At 63.0% G+C, this 26545-nt stretch carries 22 protein-coding genes and 1 tRNA gene; 13 read left to right on the top strand and 10 right to left on the bottom strand.

What is annotated here, in order from left to right; translation table 11 throughout:
• Window positions 1-100: 100 nt before the first annotated feature.
• The 4 genes from NKG60_RS13100 to NKG60_RS13085 are packed head-to-tail and all read left to right on the top strand — an operon-like array spanning window position 101 to window position 5598.
• A complete protein-coding gene (locus NKG60_RS13100) occupies window positions 101-1000 on the top strand; it encodes a carbohydrate ABC transporter permease (RefSeq protein ID WP_352663989.1) in 900 nt (299 codons plus the stop codon).
• Window positions 997-1854, top strand: coding sequence for a carbohydrate ABC transporter permease (locus NKG60_RS13095; protein ID WP_352663991.1), 858 nt, complete (start codon window positions 997-999; stop codon window positions 1852-1854). The genes NKG60_RS13100 and NKG60_RS13095 overlap by 4 nt, the downstream gene beginning before the upstream one ends.
• Before the next feature lie 28 nt (window positions 1855-1882).
• Entirely contained in the window at window positions 1883-4495 is a 2613-nt protein-coding gene (locus tag NKG60_RS13090; protein WP_352663993.1) for a GH116 family glycosyl-hydrolase, read from the top strand.
• A complete protein-coding gene (locus tag NKG60_RS13085; protein ID WP_502903373.1) occupies window positions 4495-5598 on the top strand; it encodes an ABC transporter ATP-binding protein in 1104 nt (367 codons plus the stop codon). The genes NKG60_RS13090 and NKG60_RS13085 overlap by 1 nt, the downstream gene beginning before the upstream one ends.
• A 143-nt stretch (window positions 5599-5741) precedes the next feature.
• Here NKG60_RS13085 and NKG60_RS13080 read toward each other — a convergent pair whose 3' ends face one another.
• Both NKG60_RS13080 and NKG60_RS13075 read right to left on the bottom strand, forming a co-directional pair.
• Entirely contained in the window at window positions 5742-5882 is a 141-nt protein-coding gene (locus tag NKG60_RS13080; protein ID WP_292664785.1) for a hypothetical protein, read from the bottom strand.
• Between the two features lie 287 nt (window positions 5883-6169).
• Complete coding sequence (locus tag NKG60_RS13075; RefSeq protein WP_352663997.1) at window positions 6170-6868, bottom strand: type 1 glutamine amidotransferase; 699 nt, start codon at window positions 6866-6868, stop codon at window positions 6170-6172.
• A gap of 74 nt (window positions 6869-6942) precedes the next feature.
• On the opposite strand from NKG60_RS13075, the gene NKG60_RS13070 reads away from it, so the two are divergent.
• From NKG60_RS13070 to NKG60_RS13055, 4 genes are all read left to right on the top strand, one after another.
• On the top strand, window positions 6943-7605 hold the full coding sequence (locus NKG60_RS13070) for a hypothetical protein (RefSeq protein WP_352663999.1): 663 nt from the start codon (window positions 6943-6945) through the stop codon (window positions 7603-7605).
• Between the two features lie 32 nt (window positions 7606-7637).
• Entirely contained in the window at window positions 7638-8372 is a 735-nt protein-coding gene (locus NKG60_RS13065; protein ID WP_352664349.1) for a 16S rRNA (uracil(1498)-N(3))-methyltransferase, read from the top strand.
• Between the two features lie 185 nt (window positions 8373-8557).
• Complete coding sequence (locus tag NKG60_RS13060; RefSeq protein ID WP_352664001.1) at window positions 8558-9931, top strand: glutamate--cysteine ligase; 1374 nt, start codon at window positions 8558-8560, stop codon at window positions 9929-9931.
• A gap of 102 nt (window positions 9932-10033) precedes the next feature.
• Complete coding sequence (locus NKG60_RS13055) at window positions 10034-11089, top strand: DUF937 domain-containing protein (RefSeq protein WP_352664003.1); 1056 nt, start codon at window positions 10034-10036, stop codon at window positions 11087-11089.
• 191 nt (window positions 11090-11280) lie between these two features.
• On the opposite strand, the gene NKG60_RS13050 is transcribed toward NKG60_RS13055, so the two are convergent.
• Complete coding sequence (locus NKG60_RS13050) at window positions 11281-11571, bottom strand: DUF1127 domain-containing protein (RefSeq protein WP_254819306.1); 291 nt, start codon at window positions 11569-11571, stop codon at window positions 11281-11283.
• Window positions 11572-11749: 178 nt separating this feature from the next.
• Between NKG60_RS13050 and NKG60_RS13045 the strand changes: the two genes are divergently transcribed.
• The 3 genes from NKG60_RS13045 (at window position 11750) to NKG60_RS13035 (ending at window position 15479) form a co-directional block, all read left to right on the top strand.
• Window positions 11750-12706, top strand: a complete 957-nt coding sequence (locus NKG60_RS13045) for a LysR substrate-binding domain-containing protein (protein ID WP_023716458.1) — start codon at window positions 11750-11752, stop codon at window positions 12704-12706.
• Between the two features lie 72 nt (window positions 12707-12778).
• Window positions 12779-14344, top strand: a complete 1566-nt coding sequence (gene xseA, locus NKG60_RS13040; RefSeq protein WP_352664005.1) for an exodeoxyribonuclease VII large subunit — start codon at window positions 12779-12781, stop codon at window positions 14342-14344.
• A gap of 7 nt (window positions 14345-14351) precedes the next feature.
• The gene (locus tag NKG60_RS13035) at window positions 14352-15479 is read left to right on the top strand and encodes a DmpA family aminopeptidase (RefSeq protein WP_352974982.1); all 1128 of its coding nucleotides are present in this window, start codon (window positions 14352-14354) and stop codon (window positions 15477-15479) included.
• Window positions 15480-15529: 50 nt separating this feature from the next.
• Here NKG60_RS13035 and NKG60_RS13030 read toward each other — a convergent pair whose 3' ends face one another.
• The 4 genes from NKG60_RS13030 to NKG60_RS13015 form a co-directional block, all read right to left on the bottom strand.
• On the bottom strand, window positions 15530-15784 hold the full coding sequence (locus NKG60_RS13030) for a hypothetical protein (RefSeq protein WP_352465001.1): 255 nt from the start codon (window positions 15782-15784) through the stop codon (window positions 15530-15532).
• A 508-nt stretch (window positions 15785-16292) separates the two neighbouring features.
• Window positions 16293-16637, bottom strand: coding sequence for an Atu4866 domain-containing protein (locus NKG60_RS13025; protein ID WP_352664009.1), 345 nt, complete (start codon window positions 16635-16637; stop codon window positions 16293-16295).
• Window positions 16637-17359 carry an SDR family oxidoreductase gene (locus NKG60_RS13020; RefSeq protein ID WP_352664011.1) on the bottom strand — a complete coding sequence of 241 codons (723 nt, stop codon included), beginning with the start codon at window positions 17357-17359 and terminating at the stop codon, window positions 16637-16639. Before NKG60_RS13020 ends, NKG60_RS13025 begins: the two co-directional genes overlap by 1 nt.
• A gap of 96 nt (window positions 17360-17455) precedes the next feature.
• Entirely contained in the window at window positions 17456-18208 is a 753-nt protein-coding gene (locus NKG60_RS13015) for an SDR family NAD(P)-dependent oxidoreductase (RefSeq protein WP_352664013.1), read from the bottom strand.
• A gap of 137 nt (window positions 18209-18345) precedes the next feature.
• Here NKG60_RS13015 and NKG60_RS13010 point away from each other — a divergent pair, with 137 nt between their 5' ends.
• Window positions 18346-19269 (top strand): LysR family transcriptional regulator, encoded by a 924-nt coding sequence (locus NKG60_RS13010; protein ID WP_352664015.1) that lies wholly within the window; start codon window positions 18346-18348, stop codon window positions 19267-19269.
• 45 nt (window positions 19270-19314) lie between these two features.
• Here NKG60_RS13010 and NKG60_RS13005 read toward each other — a convergent pair.
• Together NKG60_RS13005 and NKG60_RS13000 are read right to left on the bottom strand one after the other, a co-directional pair.
• Window positions 19315-19391 (bottom strand) — tRNA-His (locus tag NKG60_RS13005).
• Between the two features lie 345 nt (window positions 19392-19736).
• The gene (locus NKG60_RS13000; protein ID WP_352664017.1) at window positions 19737-20192 is read right to left on the bottom strand and encodes a phasin; all 456 of its coding nucleotides are present in this window, start codon (window positions 20190-20192) and stop codon (window positions 19737-19739) included.
• Window positions 20193-20444: 252 nt separating this feature from the next.
• On the opposite strand from NKG60_RS13000, the gene NKG60_RS12995 reads away from it, so the two are divergent.
• Window positions 20445-24188: a PAS domain S-box protein gene (locus NKG60_RS12995; protein ID WP_352868514.1), complete on the top strand. Its 3744-nt coding sequence runs from the start codon at window positions 20445-20447 to the stop codon at window positions 24186-24188.
• A gap of 282 nt (window positions 24189-24470) precedes the next feature.
• On the opposite strand, the gene NKG60_RS12990 is transcribed toward NKG60_RS12995, so the two are convergent.
• Window positions 24471-26429 carry an acetoacetate--CoA ligase gene (locus NKG60_RS12990; RefSeq protein ID WP_352664021.1) on the bottom strand — a complete coding sequence of 653 codons (1959 nt, stop codon included), beginning with the start codon at window positions 26427-26429 and terminating at the stop codon, window positions 24471-24473.
• Window positions 26430-26545 lie beyond the last annotated feature (116 nt).

Raw genomic sequence — 26545 nt, 5'->3', positions numbered from 1 at the left:
CCATGCCCTCCCCGGCGCTCTGCTTCACCGACGCGGACGGCGTCGGGCGTAGCGCGCCGATCTCCTCAACACCTGAATGCCAGAGGACTTTGTGGCAAAAATGATTGCGAAGCGGCAGGGTTTCGATCTGGCCCGCGCCCAGGCACTGACCGGGTATCTGTTCGTGCTGCCCACTTCGGTGCTCTATCTCACTTTCGTCCTGATGCCGGTTATCATCACTTTCATCTTGAGCTTCAGCTATTACGACCCGATGCTCGGTTCGCGCTGGGTCGGCTTCGATAACTTCACCCGCTTCTTCACCAATCCGCGTTCGCTGCGGATCTTCTGGAACACCCTGCGCTTCGCCTTCTTCGCGGTCACCTTCAATGTATCCATCGGCCTGCTTTTGGCCGTGGCCCTCAATCGTGCGATGCCAGGCTGGCTGCTCTATTTCTTCCGGCTCGCCTTTTTCATGCCGGTTATCATCGCCGTCGCCTTCGTCTCGATCGTATGGAGCTATTTCTTCGCCGACGACCTCGGCGTCATCAACTATTTCCTGCGTCTCTCCGGCATCCGGCCGGTGCATTGGCTGACCGACAGCAACAACGCCATGATGTCCATCATCATCATGGACGTCTGGAAGAATACCGGGTTCTTCATGGTCATCTTCATCGCCGCGCTGCAGGGTGTGCCGAAGAGCATCACCGATGCGGCACTGATGGATGGGACGCCTGCCTGGCGAACGTTCTTCCGCATCATCCTGCCGTATATTTCGCCGGTCGTGTTCTTTGCCATCGTCTACGCCTCAATCGGCGCCCTGCAAGTCTATGAATCGATCGTCATCCTTACGCAGGGCGGGCCGGGGGACAGCACGCGATCGCTTTCGATCCTCATCGTCGAAGAAGGTTTCGGCAGTTTCCAGATCGGTTACGCCGCAGCCATTTCGGTGGTGATGACAGTGATCATCCTCATCATAACGGCGATCCAGCAACTGCTGTCGCGCAAATGGGTGCAGCAATGAGCGCCGCCTCGGCCCTGCAGACGCGCGCGGCCAAGCGCTGGATCGATGCGGCGATCATCGCGGTGATGGCGGCTCTCGCCGTCGGCATGCTGCTGCCGTTCTTCTGGTTGTTCTCGATGTCGTTTCGCCCGGTGGCCGAAGCCTACAAGCTGCCGCCGAGCTTCCTGCCGCCCAGCCTCGATTTCGCCAACTACGCGCGTGTGCTGGCATCGCGCGTGCCGTTCCTGCAGATCTATGCCAATTCGCTGCTGGTGGCGGTCGTGGTGACAATCGGCCAGCTCGTCACCTGCACGCTTGCCGCCTTCGCCTTTGCCCGCCTCAGCTTCCGGGGTCGCGACGCGCTGTTCTTCATCCTGCTCGTCGGCCTGATGTTTCCGGCCCAGGTGACGATCCTGCCGATCTATCTCGGCTACGCTCGGACAGGGCTGATAAACCGGCCGATCGGTCTTGCGCTCATGTACCTCACCTCGAGCTTCGGCGTGTTCTTGATGCGTCAGTTCATGCTGAGCCAACCCAAGGCGCTCGAAGAGGCCGCGCTGATGGACGGCGCCGGCTATTTCAAGATTTTCTGGCGCATCTCGCTGCCGCAGTTGCGGCCGGCGTTGTCGGCGCTCGGCATCATCACCTTCACGCAGACCTGGAATTATTATTTCCAGGCCCGTGTGCTGCTCGGCAAGGAGCAGTCGATGACGCTGCCGGTCGCCATGGATGTTCTGCGCGGCTACCTGGCGGCGGGCAATCTCTCGCTGGTCATGGCCGCCATGAGCATGTCGATCCTGCCGGTCGTCCTGCTGTTTCTCATCGCCCAGAGATTTGTGATCGAAGGGATCACGATGAGCGGGATCAAAAACTAGAACTGTCATGCCAGTCGAGGAAATACTCATGTGGGACGACCTTGTATCCATCGATCCGCGCTTTGCCTACAAGGGCGAGCGCACCCGTTACATTGCGTTTCCATTGGGTGGAATCGGCTCCGGCGGCTTCTCGATCTCGGGAAGCGGGCGACTGATCGACTGGTCGATCCGCAACCGCCCGGCGCTGCAGGGCTACAACGGCTATTCGCATTTCGCCATCAAGGCGGAAAGAGGCGGCGAACTGGTCGACGCGCGCGTTCTCAACGGTCCTTATGATCTCAATCCGTCCGGCGCACCCGGCCTGCGCAAGATGTTTGACGGTTTTGGCCATGGTGCCAACCGGCAGACGCTGGTCGGTGTGCCGCATTTCAAGGAGGTCGATTTCTACGGCCGCTTTCCCACCGCCGATCTGGTGTTCAATGACGAGCGCTTCCCCGGCGCCGTCCGCCTGACGGCGCTGTCGCCGTTCATCCCTCACAACGATCACGACAGTTCGATGCCGGTTGCCATGTTCGAGTTCGAACTCGTCAACGACACCAAGGACGAACTGACCTACACGCTGGCCGGGACGCTGGGGAACTATGGCTCCAACAGCGGCATCCATACATTCGAGCGGCAGGACGGCCTGAGCACGCTGCGCCTCACATCGTCCGACCAGACGCTGAAGCCGGCGGATCGCGGCGACCTGACCATCGCCACCGACGCGGCCGATGTCGACCACACCGATTATCATTATCGCGGCCAATGGTTCGACAATTTGGCCGTATTCTGGAAAGAATTCGCGCGTCCCGGGCGGCTGCCCGAGCGGCGCTACGACCAGCCTCGAACGTCCAGGCATATGAGCCTGCAGCCCGAACACGGCACCTTGGCGGCGCGCGTCACGGTTCCGGCCGGCGGGCGAAAGAAGGTGCGCTTTGTCATATCCTGGAATTTTCCGATCGGCGACATCTATTGGGCATTCCGCACCTCGCCCGATGCGCCGATCCCGGATCGCGAAACGCCGACCTGGCGCAACTACTATGCCAACCACTGGGCAGGCTCAGAAGCGAGCGCACGCGATGCGCTGCGTCGCTGGGATGCGCTCGCCGGTGAGACCATGGCCTTCCGGGACAGTATCTTCGGCTCGACATTGCCGGCCGAGATCAAGGATGCCGCAACCGCGACGCTTGCGCTCCTGCGCACCGCGACGGTGATCCGGCTGGAGGGCGGTGAGATCTGGGCGTGGGAAGGCCAGCACACCCAGGACGGCTCCTGCGAGGGAACCTGCACGCATGTCTGGAACTACCAGCAGGCGCTGGCGCATCTGTTCCCAAAGCTGGAGCGCACGCTGCGCGAGACCGAATTCACCTACAACCAGCTGCCCACCGGCGGCCTTACTTTTCGCCAGAAGCTACCGCTCGGCGCCGGTTTTGACATCATCGGCCCCTGCGCCGACGGGCATTTCGGCGCGGTGATCAAGACCTATCGCGACTGGAAGCTGTCGGGCGATACGGAATGGTTGAGACGCTACTGGCCGAATATCCGGCGTGCGGTCGAATATGCGTGGAGCGAGGATAATCCGGACCGCTGGGATCCGGATGAATCAGGCGTTCTTTCCGGCCGTCAGCACCAGACCCTCGACATGGAACTTTTCAATCCGAACTCCTGGCTTGGCTCGATGTATGTGGCGGCGCTGCTTGCGGCATCTGAAATGGCGACGGCGCTGGGCGAGGCGGATTTCGCCGATAGATGCGGCAATCTCGGTCGGAACGGCGCAAGCTACATCGACGAGAAGCTGTTCAACAGCCGTTGGTTCGTCCAGGACATCGATCTTTCCGACAAAAGCGTGCTGGCGCCGTTCGACGTCGGCCGCAAGGCCGGCGTACTCGCCGACGGTTTCATGGAGACCTATTGGTCGGACGAGTATTCCGAGCTGAAATACCAGATGGGCGAAGGCTGCGTCACCGACCAGATCCTCGGGCAATGGCACGCCGAGGTGGCGGGGCTGGGCGGCTTCCTCGATGACCGCAAGGTCGAGGCGGCGCTCAAGGCGGTGCACGCCAACAATTTTCGCCCGAGCCTCGAGAACCACTTCAACCCAGGCCGAAACTATGCGTATGAGGACGAGGGTGGATTGCTGGTGGCGACCTATCCCGAAGGTGTGCGCCAGCCGATGGTTGCAGCACCTTATGCCGAGGAGGTATGGACCGGCATTGAATATATGGCGGCCTCCCACATGATCATGCGCGGGCTGATTGACGAGGGCCTGAGCATCGTTCGCGCCGCTCGCGACCGGCACGACGGCTCGCGCCGCAATCCCTGGAACGACATCGAATGCGGTTCCTATTATGCCCGCTCCATGTCCGCATGGCAGTTGGTCAACGCCTGGGCGGGCCTCAGCGCCGACCTCGTCGCAGGGCGCATCAGCTTTGCGCCCAAGGACCGGGGCGACTACACGGCGTTCTGGTCGGCCGGCAACGCCTTCGGCGAACTGAGCCGCAAGGCTGGAGAGCTGACGCTCGCGGTGCTTGGCGGCAGCCTCGACATCTCTGAAATTGCCGTTGCCGGTCTTGGCGTGCATCGGCTTCCGGAGCGCCGGGCAATCGGCACGGGAGCGCGCCTGGTCCTGCAATTTGGGTCCGGAACCCCGGCGGTGGCATGATGGCTGCGATTGAACTCAGGGATGTCAGGAAAAGCTTCCAGGCGCTCGAGGTGATTCACGGCATCAACCTGGCGGTCGACGAAGGCGCGTTCACGGTGTTCGTTGGCCCCTCGGGCTGCGGCAAGTCCACTCTGCTCAGGATGATCGCCGGCCTTGAAGAGATAAGTTCAGGAGAGATCCGCATCGACGGCAAGCGCTGCGACCACCTGCTGCCGTCGGCGCGCGGCATGGCCATGGTTTTCCAGTCGTATGCGCTTTACCCCCACATGAACGTCGCGCAAAACCTGCGTTTCGGCCTGGAGAACCTCAAGCTGCCGAAACCGGAGATCGACGCGCGGGTGGCCAAGGCGGCGGGTATCCTGGAGATTGCGCATCTGATGAAGCGGCGGCCAAGCCAGCTGTCCGGCGGGCAGAGCCAGCGCGTCGCCATTGGTCGTGCGATTGTCAAGGAACCGAAGGCGTTTCTGTTCGACGAGCCGCTGTCCAACCTCGATGCCGAGCTGAGGGTAAAGATGCGTGGTGAGCTTGTGTCATTGCACCGCCGGCTCGGCTCGACGATGATCTATGTCACGCATGACCAGGTCGAAGCCATGACCATGGCCGACCAGATAGTGGTCCTGCGAGACGGGGCGGTCGAGCAAGTGGGATCGCCCATCGACCTTTATGCCCGCCCCGCCAATCAGTTCGTCGCCGGCTTCCTCGGCGCACCGCAAATGAACTTTGTCCAAGGCAAGATTGGCAGGCTGAACGGCTCCTTGGGCCTGACACTTGGCGAGGGCGTGACCGTTGCGCTGCCCGGCCGCAGTGTCGAGTTGCCGGACGGCACACCTATAACGATCGGCGTCCGCCCCGAACATGTCGAGATAGGCAGCGGGCCGCTCAAGGCCCGGATCGAGACGACAGAAATCCTCGGTTCGGAAACCGTAATCCATGCACGACTTGACTCGGGGCTGGGCTTCACCGTGACGCGACGGGGAATATCCGGCGCCAAAGCCGGCGAGGATTTGTCGCTTGCGCTGCCCGCCGCCTTTGTTCACCTGTTCGACGACAAGGGCATGGCGGTCGGCGCAACGTCGGACTGGCGCAGCGACTATGTGAGGTGACGTCGATCAGAGCTCGAAGTCATTCGTCGACTGACGTCCAAAGTGGGTGACGTCCGGAGCGGGATCCATCCAAATTGAATCGGGATCCTACGCAGTTGCCGCATTTCTGGGACGCCAAGTGAGTCCGCTTGGCTGCAAAAGCTCTAGCGAAGCGCGGCGGTGACGCCGTAGCCGTCGACGGCATTGTGGTCGTTGGCCGCGTCGGCGGAATAAATACCGAGGCCGCACAACACGATAGCCGACAACATGACAAAGGACAAAAAGGCTGCTTTCACGGACGTCATCTCTTGTTGAGCTTCCTGCATCTATGCACGAGCGGGTTACCAATGCGTTGAAACGCAAAACACGTCGCAAATGTCTGACGGTTTCGCGCTTCTAGGTATGTTCTGTATCGGCGGTGTGTCGCGCGGGTCACAGGAAAGGTTCATCGCGGTTGCACGCAAGATGCAGAGCGGGCGCCTTTTAGGCTGGCCGACAGACACAGGCCAAGGATGAAACGCGTTATCCCCGGAGGATTTGCCCCCGCGTGCCAAATATGCAACGTCGCCAACTACGCTGACTGTATGAGCCGTCAGATCGTCGCCACCCAGGCGCGGGCGATGGCCAGGCCGGCGGCATCGGCTTGCGGTCCGTTGCGGGCCATTTCATCGTCGAGCCGGACGGCCCATTCCGGATTGCGTTCGGCGATCAGCGGTGCGAAGGACGTGCTCCAGTCGCGAACCATCGGCCGGTCGGCCTCGAAATGGAACTGGAAGCCGTAGACGGCGCGGCCGATGCGGAACGCCTGGTTCTCGGCGACGGCGTTGCCAGCCAGTCGCACGGCCCTCTCGGGCAAGACAAAGGTGTCGTCGTGCCATTGGAAGATCGGGAATTTTTCGGGCAAGGCGGCGAGCACCGGATCGGCCTGCGCCGCCGCGGTAAGCGCGACCTCCTGCCAGCCGAATTCCGAGGCACCGCCTATCTGGTTCTCGCCGCCAAAGGCGCGCGCTACCAACTGGCTGCCAAGGCAGATGCCGAGCACCGCGCGATCCCTCTCGCCAAAGTCGCGCGTCAGATCGAGCAGACCCGCGAAATAAGGACAGAGCTCGTCGTCCAGCGCATTCTGGGCGCCGCCGAGCACCACCATAGCGTCATGCTCGCCGCTAGCTTGCGGCAGCGCGTCGCCGCGATAGGGCCGGCGCAGGTCGATATCGGCGCCCGCCTCGACCAGCGCCGCGCCGATCTGGCCAAGGCCCTCATTGTCGAAGTTCTGGACCACCAAGACCCGCATCGAAACCTGCTGACATTAAATTGATGCAACGAGCGATATCATGGCGCCAGCATTGCAGCCAACAGGGAACGCCTATGCCACTGCAAAACCGGGTCGATCCATTCGGCGCCATCCATGCCGTACCGGAGCGCGGCCTGTTCATGGGCAATCGCGGCATTATTCACGACCCCGAGACGAGAACGCTGTTGAAGAAGCGCTGGGCGCTGCAAGCCTGGATCATCTGCGCCTGCGAATACGGCGACGTGCGGCGCGAGCCGATGGGGCGCAACCGGCAAAGCGACGACCAATTGGGCGGCAAGGCCGGCTGGACCGAGCTGTTTTTCCTCGACGAGGTGACGGCACTTGCCGCCGGGCACCGCCCCTGCTTCTTCTGCCGGCGCGAGCGAGCCAGGGATTTTGTCCGGCGTTTCGGCGACGCCTTCGGCATTGCCGAGCCACGCGCGCCGCAGCTCGACAAGCGCCTGCACAAGGAGCGGCTGGCATCGGGCGGACAGGCGCCGAGACTGAAACCGGAGGCGCTTGCGGACTTGCCTGACGGCACGATGATCTCGTCGGGAAACAGGACGTACGCCCTGTTTGACGGCGCCGCGCTGCCCTGGAGTTTCGGCGGCTATGGCGAACCGGTGGGGTTCGGCGGTTTTACCGACAGTCCAATCCGCGTGCTCACGCCGGCGACAACTGTTTCGGTGCTAAGGCAGGGCTACGAGCCTGTCTGGCATCCTTCCGCCGAGGCTTGACGACGAGGGTGACGTTGCCGCATTCCTCGGCGATGCGCGCCAATTACAAGATGCAGCGGCTGTTCGTGCCGGACGAGCTTGGACCGGACATCGAGTTCGACGTCGGCCCGCAGCAGAGCCATTATCTCTCGCATGTGCTGCGGCTCGGCGAAGGCGCCGAAATTCTGGTCTTCAATGGCCGCGACGGCGAATGGTCGGCGGCAATCGCCGCGAAATCGAAGAAGGCGGTGCGCCTGAAGATGATGGAACTGCAGCGGCCGCAGCCGCCGCTGCCCGATCTCGTCTATTGCTTCGCGCCGCTGAAGCAGGGGCGGCTCGACTACCTCGTGCAAAAGGCGGTGGAGATGGGCGCCGGCATCCTGCAGCCGGTCATCACCCAGCATACGCAAGTGGCAAAACCAGGCATCGAGCGCCTGCGCGCCAATGTCGTCGAGGCGGCCGAACAATGCGGCATATTGGCGGTGCCGGAGCTGCGCGAAGCGGAAAAATTCGAGCGCCTGCTCAGCAACTGGGACCGAGAGCGGCGGCTGATCTTCTGCGACGAGGACGCATCGACCAACAATCCCCTGCCCGCATTGCAGGCGGTGCGGGAGGGAAAGCTCGGTCTGCTGGTCGGACCGGAGGGCGGCTTTTCCGACGATGAACGCAGGATGCTGAGAGCGCTGCCCTTCGTTACCGCCATTCCGCTCGGGCCGCGCATCCTGCGAGCGGATACGGCGGCGGTGGCAGCTTTGGCGCTGATCCAGGCGACAATCGGGGATTGGTGATCAATTCCCGTTACCCTCTGGCTCAGGATTTTTCGCTTGATCGGCTACTGACATTTCGTCCATCTAGCGCCGGCAGTGGCCGCGTGTCCTTTCGGGCGCGCAAAGGACGCTGTAGCATTTGATTGGGCACCTGATCCCTTCCGAAAATCGAAGCCGATTTTCGGGGTCATGTGCGGAGGGCTATTATGGCGCGCGATACTACCGATTTCCGGCCGATCGAAGGCGTCGACGAACTCGTCGAGCACCTGGCCGAAGGCAACAAGCCGCGCGACAAATGGCGCATCGGCACCGAGCACGAGAAATTCCCGTTCTATGTCGACGGCAATGCGCCGGTGCCCTATGGCGGCGAGCGCGGCATTCGCGCCATCCTCGAAGGCATGCAGGACAAACTCGGCTGGGACCCGATCATGGATGCCGGCCGCATCATCGGCCTGGTCGAGCCGACCGGCCAGGGCGCGATTTCGCTGGAACCCGGCGGCCAGTTCGAACTTTCCGGCGCGCCGCTGGAGACGATCCACCAGACCTGCCGCGAAGGCAATGCGCATCTGGCGCAGGTGCGCGAGATCGCCGAACCGATGGGCATCCGCTTCCTCGGCCTTGGCGGCAGCCCGAAATGGTCACTGGCCGAGACGCCGAAGATGCCGAAGTCGCGCTACGAGATCATGACCCGCTATATGCCCAAGGTCGGCACCAAAGGTCTCGACATGATGTACCGGACCTGCACGATCCAGGTGAACCTCGACTTCGAGAGCGAAGCCGACATGCGCCGCAAGATGCAGGTGTCGCTGAAGCTGCAGCCGCTGTCGACGGCGCTGTTTGCCAACTCGCCCTTCACCGAAAGCCGGCCGAACGGCTTGCAGAGCTGGCGCGGCGAGATCTGGCGCGACACCGACAATCAGCGCTCCGGCCTGCTCGAATTCTGCTTCTCGCCCGATTTCGGCTTTGCCGACTATGTCGAATGGGCGCTCGACGTGCCTATGTATTTCGTCATCCGCGACGGCCAATACCATGACATGACGCACATCACCTTCCGCCAGTTCATGACGGGCGCCGCCCGCAACGAATTGCCGGACGGGCTGCCGACGATGGGCGATTGGGCGAACCATCTGTCGACGCTGTTCCCGGACGTGCGGCTGAAGCGCTTTCTCGAAATGCGCGGCGCCGATGGCGGGCCGTGGCGGCGCATCTGCGCGCTGCCGGCCTTCTGGGTCGGGCTGCTCTACGATGCGGCGGCGCTCGACGCCGCCAAGGCACTGACCTCGAGCTGGAGCTACGACGAAGTGCTGGCAATGCGCAACGCGGTGCCGGAACAGGGCATTTCGGCGCCCTTCCGCAACACGACGTTGCGCGAGATCGCCCGCGACGTGCTCGTCATCTCGCGCATGGGACTGAAGAACCGCGGCCGCAAGAACCGCGACGGCTATGACGAGACCTCGTTCCTCAACACGCTGGACGAGGTCGTCGCGCGCGGCACGACCAGCGCCGAAGAGATGCTCTCGGCCTACCACACACGCTGGGGCGGCTCGATCGAGCCGGTGTTCATGGAATACGCGTATTAACGCTTCGCTATCGGCTTGGCCGATGGTCCGGCAAATTCGCTTCAATCAGTGATGGAAACGAACTAGGCTTCTCCAACGAGGATTTTCCCGGAGGAGAAAACAATGCCTTCCTTGTTCGATATTCTGGCACAGGCCCAGAACGGCAACGGCATGCAGGCGCTGGCCCAGCAGTTCGGGCTGTCGCAGCAGCAGACGCAGGCGGCGGTCGCGGCGCTGCTGCCGGCCTTTTCGCAGGGCCTGAAGCGCAATACGTCCGATCCTTATGGACTCGGCTCCTTCATGACGGCGATGGCCAGCGGCCAGCACGCCAAATATTTCGAGGATGCAAGCCGGGCCTTCTCGCCGCAGGGCCTCGATGAAGGCAACGGCATTCTCGGCCATTTGTTCGGCTCGAAGGACCTGTCGCGGGCCGTCGCCAGCCAGGCCGCCCAGGCGAGCGGCGTCAGCCAGCAGGTCCTGCAGCAGATGCTGCCGGCAATCGCCTCGATGATGATGGGCGGGCTGTTCAAGCAGACCACCAACCAGCTGGGCGGACAGATGCATGCGGCAGGCAGTGGCGGCAATCCGCTTGGCGAGCTCATCGAGCAGATGATGCGGCAGGCGGGCGGCGCCCAGGCGCCGGCCCCTCAGCCTGCAGGCCCCACGGATAACCCGCTCGGCAAGATGCTGCAGGACATGTTCGGCGGGCAGCAGCCGCAACAGACGCAGAGCCCTTACGGCGACAACCCGCTCGGCAAAGTGCTGCAGGACATGTTCGGCGGCGGGCAGCAGCCGCAAAGCCAGCCGCAGCAGACACAGAGCCCTTATGGTGACAATCCGCTCGGCAAAGTACTGCAGGATATGTTCGGCGGCGGCGTACCACAGCCGCAGCAGCCGCAGAACCAGCCCCAGCAAACACAGAACCCTTATGGTGACAATCCGCTCGGCAAAGTACTGCAGGACATGTTCGGCGGTGGCGCACCGCAGTCTCAGCCGCGTCAGGCGCCGCAGCAGCCCCAGGCGCCGCAGCCGCAGGCCAATCCGAGCGGCAGGCCGAGAAATCCGTTCGACGACCTGTTCGGCAAGATGTTCGAGACGGGCGCCCAGCAGCGCGACGACTACCAGAAAGGCATGGAGTCGATCTTCGACCAGTTCAAGCAGGGCATGGGCCGGCGGTAGAACCTGTTCCATCCCGATAAAAATCGCGATGGGGCTCTGTCAGTGCCGCCCAAAAAGAAAGCCCGGTCCTGGGAGGACCGGGCAGCGCGCAGGCTGGCCGGGGGGATCCGGCAGGGAGTGGGGAGCCTGCGTAACTTGGTGGCGTCGTGCCTCAAAAAGGTTCAACGCGCCCGAACGACGAAATCACGCGATCACACCACCTTGCGGGCAAGATCCTCGATCGTTTCGGCGCGCTCGACCGCGATGACGCGAAGCCGTTCGGTAGGATCGCGGCCAAAGGGCACACCGACAGCGACGTGCAGGTCGGCGCGGGTCAGGCCGATGTCGGCGAGCTCGGCATCCGACATCTCGCCGAGGCGATAAAAGGCGCGGCGGTTTTTCCAGGCGCGGTAAACATTGGCAGCGGCATTGGCCACGCGCGTCGCAACGGCCGGACGCGAAGTGATGCGCGAGGTCTCGGTAGCGAAATCAAACGTAGCCATGTCGGTCTCCTTCACATTCGAACGGGCGAAACCGGTCGATCGGGCGCTGGCGACAGCGGCCGTTCCGGCTTCGATTCACATGCCTTCATGTGGACAATCGGAATTTGCCATGGCGCGATTGATTAATCCAACGAATGTTTCTAATCTTTAGCATCAGCATCAATGATGGATTAGGCCAATGAAAGCGCCGCTCGATCTCGATCAGTTGCAGACCTTCATCTCGATTGTCGACACCGGCAGCTTTACCCGCGCGGCGGAAGCGGTGCATCGGACCCAGTCTGCGGTGTCGATGCAGATGCGGCGGCTGGAGGAACGGATCGGCAAGCCGCTGTTCGAAAAAGACGGCCGCACCAACAGGCTGACCGAGGAGGGCGACCGGCTGCTCTCCTACGCAAGGCGGCTGCTTTATCTCAACAAGGAAACACTGGCCGCATTCGACGACCGCCGGCTCGAAGGCACCATCCGCATCGGCACGCCGGATGACTATGCCGATCGCTTCCTGCCCGAGATCATGGCGCGGTTTGCCCGTTCCAACCCGCATGTCGAACTGACCGTTATCTGCGAGCCGACGCCGGGACTGGTCGAACACATCAAGCGCGGCAATCTCGACCTGGCACTGGTGACGCACAACGACGCGCGCGGCCAGTCGGAAGTGGTGCGGCGCGAACCGCTGTTGTGGGTCACCTCGGCCAACCACGCGACGCATGAGCAGCCGATCCTGCCGATGGCCTTCGGCCGGCCGAACTGCATCTGGCGGCGCGCCGCCGCCGACGTGCTCGACCAGCAGAACCGCGACTACCGCATCCTGTTCACCAGCTTCTCGGCTACAGTCATCGCCGCGGCGGTGCTTTCCGGCCTGGCGATCTCGGTGCTGCCGGAATGCGCGCTCAGGCCCGGCATGCGGGTGCTGGGCGAGGCCGACGGTTTCGGCGCCCTGCCCGATTGCCGCATCGGCATCATGCGCGGCCAGACCTCGCGGCCGGAGATCGTCGATGCGCTCGCGCGCCACATTTCGGAAAGCCTGGACAACATTTCCGTGCCGCTTGGCGAAGAGACCGGGACGTTCGATTTCGCCGCGCTAGCCTTCGCCAAGATGAAGCGGACCAAGCCGAACCAGATCCTGCCGGGCTGGTGAGGGATTGCAATTGGGGCAGACATCGAACACGGCCGCCTTGACGGCGGCCAACAACCGTCCCCCAATCTGCCGATGAGCGACGCAGCATCCGAATCACGCACCAACGCCACCGAATACACGGTGAGCGAGATTTCCGGCGCGCTGAAGCGCACGGTCGAGGACGTCTTCGGCAATGTGCGGGTGCGCGGCGAGATTTCCGGCTATCGCGGACCGCATTCCTCCGGCCATGCCTATTTCTGCCTGAAGGACGATCGCGCGCGGCTCGACGCCGTGGTGTGGAAGACCGCGATGAGCCGGCTGAAATTCCGTCCCGAGGAAGGCATGGAGGTGATCGCCACCGGCCGGCTGACCACCTATCCCGGAAAGTCCACCTACCAGATCGTCATCGACAATCTCGAGCCGGCCGGTGCCGGTGCGCTGATGGCGCTGCTTGACGAGCGCAAGCGCCGGCTGCAGGCCGAAGGCCTGTTCGACGCGGCGCGCAAGCGGCGTCTGCCATTCATGCCGCGCGTCATCGGCGTCGTCACCTCGCCGACAGGCGCCGTCATCCGCGACATCATCCACCGCATCAAGGACCGGTTTCCGCTGCACGTGCTGGTCTGGCCGGTGCGGGTGCAGGGCGAGACGGCTGGTGCGGAAGTGACCGCTGCCGTCAACGGCTTCAACGCACTGCCATGGGACGGCGCCATCGCACGGCCCGACCTGTTGATCGTGGCGCGCGGCGGCGGCAGCCTGGAGGATCTGTGGGGCTTCAACGACGAAGCGCTCGCCCGGGCCGTCGCCGCATCGGGCATTCCGGTGATTTCCGCCGTCGGCCACGAGACCGACTGGACGCTGGTCGATCTGGCGGCGGATGTGCGGGCGCCGACGCCGACAGGCGCCGCCGAGATCGCCGTGCCGGTCAAGGTCGACCTCGAAGCGACGCTTGCCGGCCTTGGCGCGCGGTTGAAGACCGCACTGTCGCGCAATTTCGAACGAAAGCGGCAGGCGGCGCGCGCAGCCGCCCGGGCGCTGCCCTCGCCCGACCAGTTGCTGGCGCTGCCGCGGCGGCGCTTCGACGAGGCGACGAGCCGGCTCGGCCGGGCGCTGTCGGTCAGCGTCGAGCGCAAGCGGGGCAGGCTTCTGGGGCAGCGGCTGACGCCGGCGACTTTGTCGCGACGCATGAACGAAGCGCGCACGCTGACCCGCCGCGACCTTGCCCGTGCGCAAGCGGCGTTCTTCGCCATCGTGCGCGAGCGTCGGGCGCGGTTTTCACGCACGGCGACGAGACTGTCACCGGCGCCGATCGCCAGACGGCAGAAACTGCAAGGCGATGCCCTGCTGGCACTGACACGGCGGCAGGACCAGGCGATTTCGCGGCGGCTGGACCGGCTGCGTGGAAAGCTGACGCAGGCCGACCGGCTGCTGGCGACGCTCTCGCACAAGGCCGTGCTGGCGCGAGGCTTCGCGCTGGTCAAGGATGCGGACGGCGCGGTGATCAAGCATGCGGCGGAAGTCGCGTCGGGAATGGCGCTTTCGCTGGAGTTCGCCGACGGCACCGCCGATGCAGTCGCCATCAGTGGCACGGCGCGGCCGAAGACGGTTGCCAAGCCCGCGGCCAAGCTCAAGGCGCCGGGCGGCCAAGGTTCGCTTTTCTGAGGAAGAAATGACCGACCCGCATCTTGCGACGCCCTCGGGCAAACTGCGCGCCCGTGCCTTCGCCATCCCATTCGAGGGCACGCCAGGCCGCTTCAATGCCATCACCGATGTGCCTGGCGTGACGGTCGGCTATACCACGCTGATCTCGGGGGATGGGCCGCTCGTCGTCGGCAAGGGTCCGGTACGCACCGGCGTGACCGCGATCCTGCCACGGCCCAGAGACGAGTTGGCCGTCCCTGCGTTTGCGGGCGTGTTCAGCGCCAATGGCAATGGCGAACTGACCGGCTCGCATCTGATAGAGGAGCTCGGAGGGTTCAATCTTCCCATCACCATCACCAACACGCATTCCTGCGGCGTCAGCCGCGACGCAACGCTGCGCTGGATGCAGACGGTGCTGCCGCGAGCGCTCGACAGCGCCTGGGCGCTGCCGGTGGCGGGCGAGACCTATGATGGCTTCCTCAACGATATCAACGGCTATCATGTGAGCTTCGAGCACGTGTTTTCCGCGCTCGAAACGGCTGAAACCGGGCCGCTCGAAGAGGGTAGCGTCGGCGGCGGCACCGGCATGATTACCTTCGGCTTCAAGGCGGGATCGGGCACATCCTCGCGCAGCGTCGACTGGAACGGAGAGCGTTTTACGATCGGCTGCTTCGTCCAGTCGAATTTCGGTGCGCGGCGAAACCTCGTGATCCGTGGCATCAGGGCTGGAGCGGAACTCGCCGAACCGGCGATCCGGGACAACACGCCGCGAGCGGAAAAGAGCTCGATCATCGCGATCGTCGCCACCGACGCGCCATTCATGCCGCATCAGTTGAAACGGCTGGCGAAACGCGTGCCGCTCGGCGTCGCGCTGACCGGCGGCTATGGATATAATTCATCCGGCGATATTTTTCTGGCCTTCAGCACGGCCAATGCCGATGCGGCGCGCGGCGCGGCCGGCAAATTGGCCAGCGCCGGTTACATACCGGATGCCGACATCAATCCGTTCTTCGACGCCGTCGTTCAGAGCGTGGAGGAAGCAATCCTCAACGCGCTGGTCGCCAATGAAGACATGACCGGGCGCGACGGCAATTTCGTGCCGGCGTTGCCTAAAACATGGCTCCAAGAGAGATTTGTCAAAGCTGCGCGGCGATAAGACCGCGCAACTGCATCAGACAGGCAATGTTCGCCCGGCAGGTTTTGCCGTCAGCCGGCGGGCTTATTCGAATGCCGCTCGTCCTGCTCGGCCTCGGCCGCTTCTTCGAGCCTTGAAGCAATGAGCTCCTGAATGTCGCCGACCTCTTCCTGGATATCCTCCAGGGGTATGCCGGCTTCGGCGGCCTTGGCCGCACATTCCCTGGCGAGGGTCTCGGCCTGCTTCTCGATTCTGGCTGGCGAGGGCTGGCAGTGGACTTTTTCGCCAATCCACCCGCGCAAGAACTCGATCGCGTGTTCACTCATACTGCTGTTTCCCTAGCGGCTATGCCGGTTGGTAATCATAAACGTCGGCATCTTCGAAAAGATGCGTGCTGCCATTCGAGCCGAGTCGGCTTCGCCCGGCAAGCCGAACTTGTCCGAGGTCCACAGAGCCGAAGGGAATGGAGGGTTCAAGGAGCACGTTCTAGTTCTTGAGGACTGATTCTCTCGAGGAAACTTTCGACCCGCGCTATTGTTTCTATTTGCTTTTTTTCGGTTTTCAAGCCGTTTTAGATCACAATAGATGTCACAATAGCTAGCACATTTACCGCGCTCTCGCTGGCACGACATAAAAGGCGAGCCGTCAAAGCCGCCGCTATATAGTGACAAGCATTTGCAATGTCGACTCTGCTCGCGGTCCTGCTTCTTTCCGCCGCGCTTGCTGGGAGATATGTGGTGTGACGGGCCTTGCAGTGCAAGCTGCCGAGCGCCTCATGCAAGGCATGCAACAGCGTCTTGTGGAACCCTGAAGTGCTTGTCTCAGGGCGGCTCTCTACCGCTGGCGATAAAGGATCATGCCGGCATGATAGAGGACGCCTTCGACGAACTCACCATCCGCGGTGAAGCCCGTATCGTCCCAGTATTCTATGTGATTGCCCTGCACTTCATAGCGTCCCCGATAGGCGCTCTCGCGGTCACCGCGCGCTTCGTCATGACGGCCGTTCGGCAGGAGTTCGTGCCTGATATGGCGATCCTCGGTGACCCACATTCCGACATAGGGGTGATCTTGGTGCGTCATTGGTTGCTCCGCAAGAATTGGAGTTGAAGGAAGGGTCAGGCCGGTTGGAGCTACTGCGACGGCAATACCCGTAAGCACTGCGGCCAAAGTGGATCGCATCAATGCGCCGCCTTCGTCGGGCGCACGACGATCTCGTTGACGTCGACATCGTCGGGCTGTTCGATTGCGTAGCGCACTGCCCTGGCGATGGCATCGGGTTGCAGCGCAATAGCACGCCAGGTTTTCATGGCGGCGGCAGCGGCTTCGTCGGAGATCGTCTTCGCCAGCTCGCTTTCCACCACGCCAGGATGAATGCAGGTTACGCGGATATCGTCACTCTCCTGGCGGAGCCCATCGGAAATCGCGCGGACAGCGTATTTCGTTGCGCAATAAACGGCAGCCGTGGGCGAGACGGCCAGCGCGCCGATGGAACCGATATTGATGATATGCCCGGAACCACGTGCCGTCATCTCGGGCAGGACCGCCGCGATGCCGTACAGAACACCCTTGATGTTGACGTCCACCATCAGCTCCCACTCGTCGACCTTCATGGCTGCCATGGCCGACAGCGGCATGACGCTCGCATTGTTGACGATGACATCGACCTGGCCCCATTCGGCCCGGGCGGCATCGGCGAATGCTGCGACATCCTCCCTTCTGGTGACGTCCAGCGCTCGCACGCGAACTGTTCCACCAGCTGCCTCGATTTCGGCCGCAAGCGCTTCAAGGCGGTCGGTGCGGCGTGCGCCGAGCATCAGCTTCGCACCTGCCACGCCAAGTTCGCGGGCAATGCCAGCGCCGATGCCGCTGGAGGCACCGGTGATCAGAACAACTTTGTTCATGGTCCTCGAGATGATCCTTTTGGTTCTGTGATTATTTTCACGACGTGAAGGGTGGCGCATGGGTGAGCTCCCGCAGTGCGCCGACCCTATTGGGACTCACTGGGCGGTGTAGCCGCCATCGACCAGAAGCAAGGCCCCGGTGATGAAGCTGGACGCCGGCGAGGCAAGAAAGGCGATGGCCTCGGCAACTTCTTGCGGCTGGCCGATCCGGCCGATCGGATGCGCATCGCCGAAGCTGCGCAGCATCTCCCGGCCATTTTCCACCACGCCTTCCATGATGTCGGTTTCGATCACGCCAGGGGCAACGGCGTTGCAGCGAATGCGCATGCGCCCATATTCGATCGCGATCACCTTGGTCAGCTGTGCGACAGCCGCCTTGGAGGAGGCATAGGCCGCCTGCGTCTCGAAGGCCGCGACGGCCGAGATCGACGAGACATTGACGATCGAGCCGCCACCGCCGGCGACCATCAATTCCACTGCGGCCCGGGCGGTGACAAAGCTGCCGCGCGCATTGATCTGCAGAATGCGGTCATAGTCGTCGACCGAGGTCTCCGTCAGACGTTTGTTGAGCGTGCGACCGGCATTGTTCACGACGATGTCCAGTCGTCCGAAGCGCTTCGCCGCGAGTTCGACCGAGCGTCTGGCCAGATCCTCGTCGGCGACATCGCCGACCAGGGTTGCCACGTCCTCGGCTTCCAATTCGCGTACGCTGTCGCTGAGATCGCTTGCCACGATCCGGGCGCCCCGCGCCCGCAGCAGTTCCGCCGCGCAGCGGCCGATGCCGCGTGCCGCGCCCGTCACGAGGGCGACTTTTCCATCCAGGTCCCAAGAAGAAGGGAGTGATGTCATGGGATATCTCCTTTGTCGACCGGCTTCGGCTTGGATCGGGAGGATCAAGCCTTCTTGCCGTTGCGACAGAGATAGAGCCATGGCATTGTCGCGATAACCCGCCCGCCGTTAACCTCGATGGTAAGTTTTACTAACCAATGGACATCGATCTCAATGCAATTGCCGTCTTCGTCGCGGTGGCCGAGGAACGCAATTTTCGCGCTGCGGCAGACCGGCTGGGCGTGACGCGCTCAGCGGTCAGCCAGAGCATCCTCAGGCTTGAACAGCGCCTTGGCATCGCATTACTGCAGCGCACGACACGCAGCGTTAACCTGACCGAAGCGGGCGAGCGCCTGCTGGCGAGCGTCGCACCGGCGATAGCCGATGTGAACGCGGCAGTCGAAGCCATCACGGAGTTTCTGGACCGCCCGCGCGGCCGCCTGCGGATCGCGGTTTCGTCGATCGCCGAGGCCTTTCTGTCAGGACCGTTGCTGGCGTCCTTTGCAGAAAAGTTTCCCGAGGTGCATCTGGATATTGTGGTCACCGACGAGGAATTCGACATCGTTGCCGAAGGCTATGATGCGGGAGTAAGGCTCGGCGAAGTGATCGAGCAGGATATGATTGCCGTGCCGGTGTCGGGCGATCAGCGACAGATGGCCGTCTGCGCCCCGCGCTATCTCGAAAAGTTCGGAGCACCCGCCCATCCGCGCGAGCTTGTGGCTCATCGCTGTATCGGCTGGCGGCCGGCGCCGGGAGTTTCGCCCTATCGGTGGGAGTTTGGCGAGGACGGGCGCGAGTTCGACGTGGCGGTTGCGCCCGAGATCACCACCAACGACATGTGGCTGATGATCCGGCTGGCCGTTGCTGGCGCCGGGATCACGTTTGGCATGGCGGACACATTCCGCCCCTGGATCGACCGCGGCGAGCTCGTGCCAATCCTCGACGGCTATTTTCCGCCGTTTGCCGGCTTCTATCTTTATTTTCCCAGCCGACGGAATATCGCGCCGAAGCTGAGAGCCCTCGTGGATCACCTGCGCGGTGCGCGTCAGGCGGGATCGCAGGTGACCGCGCCAGGATCGTAAAGATCGCTTGGCGCTATTGGTCAGAAACCCTGGCTGAAAGCTGAATGGTACCGTTGGCTGGGATCGAACCAGCGACCTCCGGATCCACAATCCGGCGCTCTAACCATCTGAGCTACAACGGCACGCTTGCCCGAGCGAGATCCAGACGGAACGTTCATTCTCCGGGACCCGCTCTGTCGTTCGGCGATGCGTCCATACGGGCTATCGGAGTTTAATTCAAGGCTTTTGGCAAAGCAAAGGATCGCTCCGGCATCGCGTCATTTTTCGCCGGACAAAGAAAAGGCCGGCGGGAGGAGGTGCCGGCCTTTTCCTGTTACGAGCCAGCGGGAGGAGGTGCTGGCTGGTTATCCCGGTGAGCAGAGGGAGGAGGTTCCACCCGCCGGGTATTCGCTTAAACCACTATATCGCACACCTATTTGTCTGACGAAATGCGACCTTTTGATGCATCGTCAAACTGTGTGCAAATATTAGGCGATCTTAATTTCTTTCACGGCCTTCTCGAAGGCGGTCTTGATCGGCTTGGATACGTCCTCGGCCGCCTTGGCAGCAACCGCCTGGAAGTCCTTGGCCTGCTCGACGGTCATTTCGACGCGCTTGCGCAGGAAAGCAGTCTGCAACTCAACGACTTCCGACAGCGACTTGGCGCCGATCAGCGCTTCGAAATGCGAGAAGCCAGCTTCGGCATTGGCGCGCAGGGCGGCAATGGTCTTGAGCGACAGGTCGCTGGACACGGTCTTGGCGGTCTCGTAGGTCGATTCCAGAGCCTTCTGGGTCTCCTCGGCGCCGGTCTTCAGCTTGGCATAGGCCTCTTTCGACTGCTCGACGCCCTTTTCGGCGAAGGCGCGCATCTGGTCGGTGGCCTTGGAAGCGTCGAAGCTCGGGAATTCAACGTTTTCGATCGTGTCAGTCTTGGTCCTTGACATTTTCCATCCTTTTCAGCGCAGCGGCTTTGACAGAAAGCCGTCTCGTTCATCTATCATGGCAACATAAAGGCAAATTTTGTGCATTGCAACATGTTTGTTGCATCGCACCATAAATTATTTGTCTCGCGGCGTTAACCACGCGCCTAGAGATTCCATTGGTTGCACGCTATGACTTGTGGACCTTCGCGCCGTCGGCTTTTATTAACAAAGCGTTAACCGCAAATTGCCCGCTCTGTGAGGGTCCCCAAGCGCATGCCGGCTGAAAACTACTCCTTCCTCGATGTCGCCGTGCTCGACGCGGTCCGCCTGCGCTTCGCCGCCGGCGACGCGATCGCCATTTTGTCGGCAGATCTCGAGCAGGTGATCTGGGCCAACGGCCCCGGCGCGGCGGTATTCGGCTATCCCGACATCGGCGCGATCATCGGCGCCTCGGCAGGTTTGCCGCTGATCGCCAGGCGCCAGATCATGGCGACCAGCGGTTTTCCGCAGATCGGCCTCGACCGTGCCATCACGGTCCGGCTGGCGACCGGCCTGACCAGCCGCGCGGTCGGCTTCCTGGCCAGCGCGGTGACCATGCCCGATGGCGAGGAAGCCATCGTGCTGGCGCTACCGGCGGCGCAGACCGGCTCGCGCAGCGCGGCCGAGATCGCCGATCGCGCCATCGGTGGCTTTACCGAAGACGGCCACTACATCGCCTTTGTCGACGCCAAGGGCAATATCGACGCCGCCTCGGACGGCTTTTCGGCGCTCGGTATCCGGCCCGAGACGCTGGCCGCGCTTGTCGCCGACGTGGCGAACGAGAGCGACCGCATCGTCAAGCGCCTGGTTCCGGGGGGATCCCGTTCCTATCCGGCGGGCCTTGCCCGGCTGACGGACGAGCGGCACCTGCTGGTGGTGATCGACGAGGACCGGCTTGACGGCGAGGCCCCTGCTGGCGAGCGTGCCGGCGCGGAAACCGAGCCAGCAGCGGCACCGAGCGGTGGCGATCTTCCCCAGCCAACGGATCAGGACAACGAGCAGCCAATCGGCAGCACCGGCGCGGCGGAAATCGACCCTGCAGCGATCGAAGGCACCTCCGCATCGGCGGAGCACGAACCTGTCGACGCGGCCGACAATCACCGCACGGTTGGCGAAGCGCCGACGCTGCATGACCATTGGTACTTCAATGCCGGCGACGACGCGCAGGGCCTGCCCGGGACAGCTGCGTCCGGCAAAGTCGAGACCAGCCCGGACGCTTCGCAGGCCGGCGCGGATAGTTCGCCGGAAAGCGCCGCAAAAGCCACCAAAGCCGCCTCCCCGGCCGAACACCGCGGTTCGGCGATCGATCGCACGGCGGCACCCATGCGTTTCGTCTGGCGTACCGACGCGGAGGGCCGGTTCAGCGCCCTGTCGCCGGAATTTGCCGAGCTCGTCGGCAAGCCGGCCGCCGACGTCATCGGCCGCCGCTTCGAGGATGTTTCGGCCGCCTATGGCCTCGATGCTTCTGGCGAGATTGCCGGCCTGCTCGAACGGCGCGACACCTGGTCCGGCCGCTCCGTGCTGTGGCCGGTCGCCGGCACCGATCGGAAGATACCCGTCGATCTGGCGGCCCTCCCGGTTTACAGCCGCAGCCGCGTTTTCGAAGGTTTTCGCGGTTTCGGCGTTGCCCGCAGCGGCGATGCGGTGGTCGATCCGGACGCGGCCGGCATGGCCCTTGTCGCCGAGGAGATACCTGCCGAGACCATCGGGCCGGAAGCCGTCGAACCTCTCCCCGAGACACCGAAACCCGCCGATCCGTTCAGGGGCGAAGTGCCGGCATTGACCATCGTGCCAAAGCCCGAGCGGCGCTTTGCCGACAAGGTGATCCGGCTGGCCGAGCACCGGCAGCCGGCCAACGACAAGGGCCTGTCGACGCTGGAACGCAGCGCGTTTCGAGAGATTGGCGAGCGTCTCAAGAAGGACAGCACCCCGGCCGAAGAACAGCCCAGCGCCGGAAGGCCGAAGCCGGTTGCGACCAAAGTCGAGGCAGCCGGCAAGGCCGACGAGCCAAAGCTGAAAGAAGCCGGCCCGACGGACAAGGGTGAGATGCCGGCGCAAGGTCCGGAAAGCGGGGCGGCTGCCGCCGAACCGCCCGAGGCCGATGCCGAAGACCAGAAGGATCTTGCCCGGCTCGACGGCGAGCAGCCTGATGAGGCGGTAGCCGAGGCGCAAGCCAGCGAACCCGTCACACGCCCTGTTTCCGGATCGCTGCTCGACTATGCCGACCGCGAACCAAGCGATGAAGCGCAGGAAGGCGTTGAGCCCAGCACGAACCGTCGAACGATCGTCGCCGAAGCGCCGCAGGATGGCAACGACGACAGCATGACAGCCGAAGATTTCCGTGACGCCGAGGACAGCGAGGATTGGTCCGAAGACAGCGCAGCCGACGTTGCCGGCCAGGTGCCGCCCAGCGAGCGGCCGCAGGCACCACCGCTCAAACTCGACGGCTTCGTGCCGTCGGCGTTTGCCGGAGAGGACAACAAGGGGCCGGATACCTCGATCCTCGGCAAGCTGCCAGTGCCGGTGCTTATCCATTCCGGCGACCAGCTGCATTACGCGAACGACGAATTCCTCGGCTTGACCGGCTATGCGACGCTCAATGCCCTGGACGAGGCCGGCGGGCTCGGCGCGCTGTTTGCCGACCCTTATGCCGACGACGGCAGTTCGGACGGCGGCGACCGCTCATTACGGCTGAAGACGCGCGACGGTCAGGAGTTTCCGATCGACGCGATTTTACGCTCCGTCCCCTGGGGAAACGGCAAGGCACTGATGCTGGTCGTACGCCGTTCCGGCGACGACGAGGCAGCAGCCATTCCACGTGGCGCCGCCGACGACCAAACGCAGCCGGATGTTTCCGAGCTCAAGGCACGCATTGCCGAGATGCGCACCATCATCGACACCGCCACCGACGGCGTCGTGCTGATCGGCCGTAACGGAACGATCCGTTCAATTAGCCGTCCGGCGGAGGCGCTGTTCGGCTTCGACAGCGACGAGGTGACCGGCAAACAGTTCGTCTCGCTGTTTGCGATCGAAAGCCAGCGCGCGGCGCGTGACTATCTCGAGGGGTTGTCGGAGCCCGGCGTTGCGAGTGTGATGAACGATGGCCGCGAGGTGATCGGACGCGAGGCGCAGGGGCGCTTCATTCCGCTGTTCATGACCATCGGCAGGCTGCCCAACGACAGCGGCTTCTGCGCGGTGGTGCGGGACATCACCCAGTGGAAGCGGGCCGAAGAGGACCTGACCCAGGCGCGCGCGGTCGCCGAGCGCGCCTCGTCGCAGAAGACCGATTTTCTGGCCCGCATCAGCCACGAGATCCGCACGCCGCTCAACGCCATCATCGGCTTTTCCGAGCTGATGGTCGACGAGAAATTCGGGCCGGTGGCCAATGACCGCTATCGCGATTATCTGCGCGACATCAACCGTTCGGGCAACCACGTGCTCGATCTGGTCAACGACCTGCTCGACATTTCGAAAATCGAGGCCGGCCAGCAGGAGATGGCCTATGAGGCGGTGTCGCTCAACGACACACTGGCCGAGACCGTGGCGATGATGCAGCCGCAAGCCAACCGGGAGCGCGTCATCATCCGCTCCAGCTTCGCCTCGCGGCTGCCGGAAGTGGTGGCCGATCTGCGCAGTGTGCGGCAGATCGCGCTCAACATCCTGTCGAACGCCGTCCGCTACACGCAGGCCGGCGGCCAGGTGATCGTGTCGACGGCCTACGAGATCTCCGGCGATGTCGTCATGCGCGTGCGCGATACCGGCATAGGCATGAGCCAGTCCGAGATCGAGCAGGCACTGAAGCCGTTCAAGCAGATCAATGCGCTGAAGCGCGGCCGCGGCGATGGCACCGGTCTCGGGCTGCCGTTGACCAAGGCGATGGTCGAAGCGAACCGTGCCCGGTTCACCATCAATTCGACGCCCGGCGAGGGAACCCTGGTCGAAGTCGCCTTTCCCTCGACCCGCGTGCTCGCCGGTTAGCTATAGCGGTGCAAAGAAAAAAGGCGTCCAACAGGACGCCTTGAATGATAGAATTGCTGTCACAACGGGGCTTGAGCGAATCAGATCCTCTCGGGGCTAAGAGGAACGGGATTTCTCCCTCAAGTTACGCACGACTATCGATGCCGGGCCTTAACAAAACCTTACCGCCACGCCGGAAAGTTTACCAATGTGTACCACGCATGAAATCTAGGTAAATTCCGAAGAGATAATTTGTTAACGATACCGGAGACCTCAAAACGGCTCCGACCTTGGACCCCGGGATCAGTCGGCGAGCTGCGGCAGGTTGCGGAACAGCTCGAGCGCTTCGGGATTGGCGAGCGCTTCCTTGTTCTTGATGGCGCGGCCATGCACCATGTCGCGTACCGCGAGCTCGGTGATCTTGCCGGATTTGGTTCGCGGAATATCGCTGACGGCGATGATCTTGGCCGGCACGTGGCGCGGGCTCGCCCCGGTGCGGATTTTCGCGCGGATGCGTTTTTCCAGCTCGCCATCGAGCTCGACGCCGGCCGCCAGCCGCACGAACAGCACGACGCGAACGTCATTGTCGAAATCCTGGCCGATGCACAGCGCTTCGAGGATTTCCGGCATTTGCTCGACCTGATTGTAGATCTCCGCCGTGCCGATCCTGACACCGCCCGGATTGAGCGTGGCGTCGGAACGGCCATGGATGATCAGGCCGCCGTGGGCGGTCCATTCGGCGAAATCGCCGTGGCACCAGACATTGTCGAAACGTTCGAAATAGGCGGCTTTGTATTTCCTGCCGTCAGGGTCGTTCCAGAATCCGATCGGCATCGCCGGAAACGCCTTGGTGCAGACGAGCTCGCCCTTCTCCTGGCGGAGCGGCCGGCCGTCATCGTCCCAGACATCGACGGCAAGACCGAGCCCGGGCCCCTGGATCTCGCCGGTCCATACCGGTTCGATCGGCACGCCGAGCACGAAGCAGGAGACGATATCGGTGCCGCCGGAAATCGAAGCCAGATGCACGTCCTTCTTGATGCCTTCATAGACGAAGCGGAAATCTTCCGGCGATAGCGGCGAGCCGGTCGAGGAGATGGTGCGCACGCTGGAAAGATCATGCGTGCGGATCGGCTTGAGGCCGGCCTTGCGCACGGAATCGATGAATTTGGCCGAGGTGCCGAAATAGGTCATCTTTTCGGCATCGGCGAAGTCGAACAGCGCATTGCCGTCCGGGTAGAACGGCGAGCCGTCGTAGAGCAGCAAGGTGGCGCCCGATGCCAGGCCCGACACCAGCCAGTTCCACATCATCCAGCCGCAGGTGGTGAAGTAGAAGAAGCGGTCGCCGTCGAGCAGGCCGGCATGCAGCCGTTCTTCCTTGACGTGCTGGATCAGCGTTCCGCCGGCCGAATGGACAATGCATTTGGGAATGCCGGTCGTGCCCGATGAAAACAGGATGTACAGCGGATGCGAAAACGGCAGCCTCTCGTAGCTGATAGGCCTGGCGGCAAAGGGTGACAGCGCCTCTTCCAGCGCAGCCGCCTTGCCGATGGTCGCCGCGACGTCGGTCGAGGTGCCGAGATAGTCGACAATGAGGACTTTGCGGACGGTGGCGAGCTTGCCCGCCACGGCCGCGATCTTGTCGGCGACTTCGATCGCCTTGCCATTGTACCAGTAGCCGTCCGGCGCGATGAATATGACCGGCTCGATCTGGCCGAACCGGTCGAGAACCCCCTGCTCGCCGAAATCTGGAGAGCAGGACGACCAGACCGCGCCGATCGAGGCGGCCGCCAGCATCGCAGCAACAGTCTCCGGCATGTTGGGCATCATAGCTGCGATGCGGTCGCCCTTCTTCACCTTGAGCGACAGGAAAAGCTGCTGCAAGCGCGAGGTCAGCGCTTGCAGCTCGTTCCAGGACAGCCGCCGCTCGACCTTGTCCTCGCCGCGAAAGACGATTGCGTCGCCAAGGCCGGTTTTCTTGAGGAGATTCTCGGCGAAGTTCAGCTTCGCATCAGGGAAGAAGGTCGCGCCGGGCATCTTGTCGCCATCGACCAGCACGCGTTCGCCCTTGTCGCCGACGATGCCACAAAAGTCCCAGACCAGGCTCCAGAAGGTCTCGCGGTCATCGATCGACCAGCGATGCAGGTCGGTATAGGAGGAGAAAGCCTTGCCGGCCACGCTCGCCGCGGCGTTCATGAAGGCAGTCATCGGCGCCGCGTCGATCTGCTCTTGCGTCGGGATCCAGAGCGGTGCGTCGTCAGCCATCATTGTTTCTCCGCAGGCTGCATCGCTTATGCATATCGCGATGCAGCAGAGCAAGATTTTGTTGGACCGCGCCGGTCAGGGTGTGCGCAAATGCCATCGCCGGGCCATAAAGACTT

Source organism: Mesorhizobium sp. M1428 (assembly GCF_040317515.1).
Lineage (GTDB): Bacteria > Pseudomonadota > Alphaproteobacteria > Rhizobiales > Rhizobiaceae > Mesorhizobium.
Note: the sequence above shows the minus strand (reverse complement) of the source record. Positions and strands in the feature narration are given on the sequence as shown.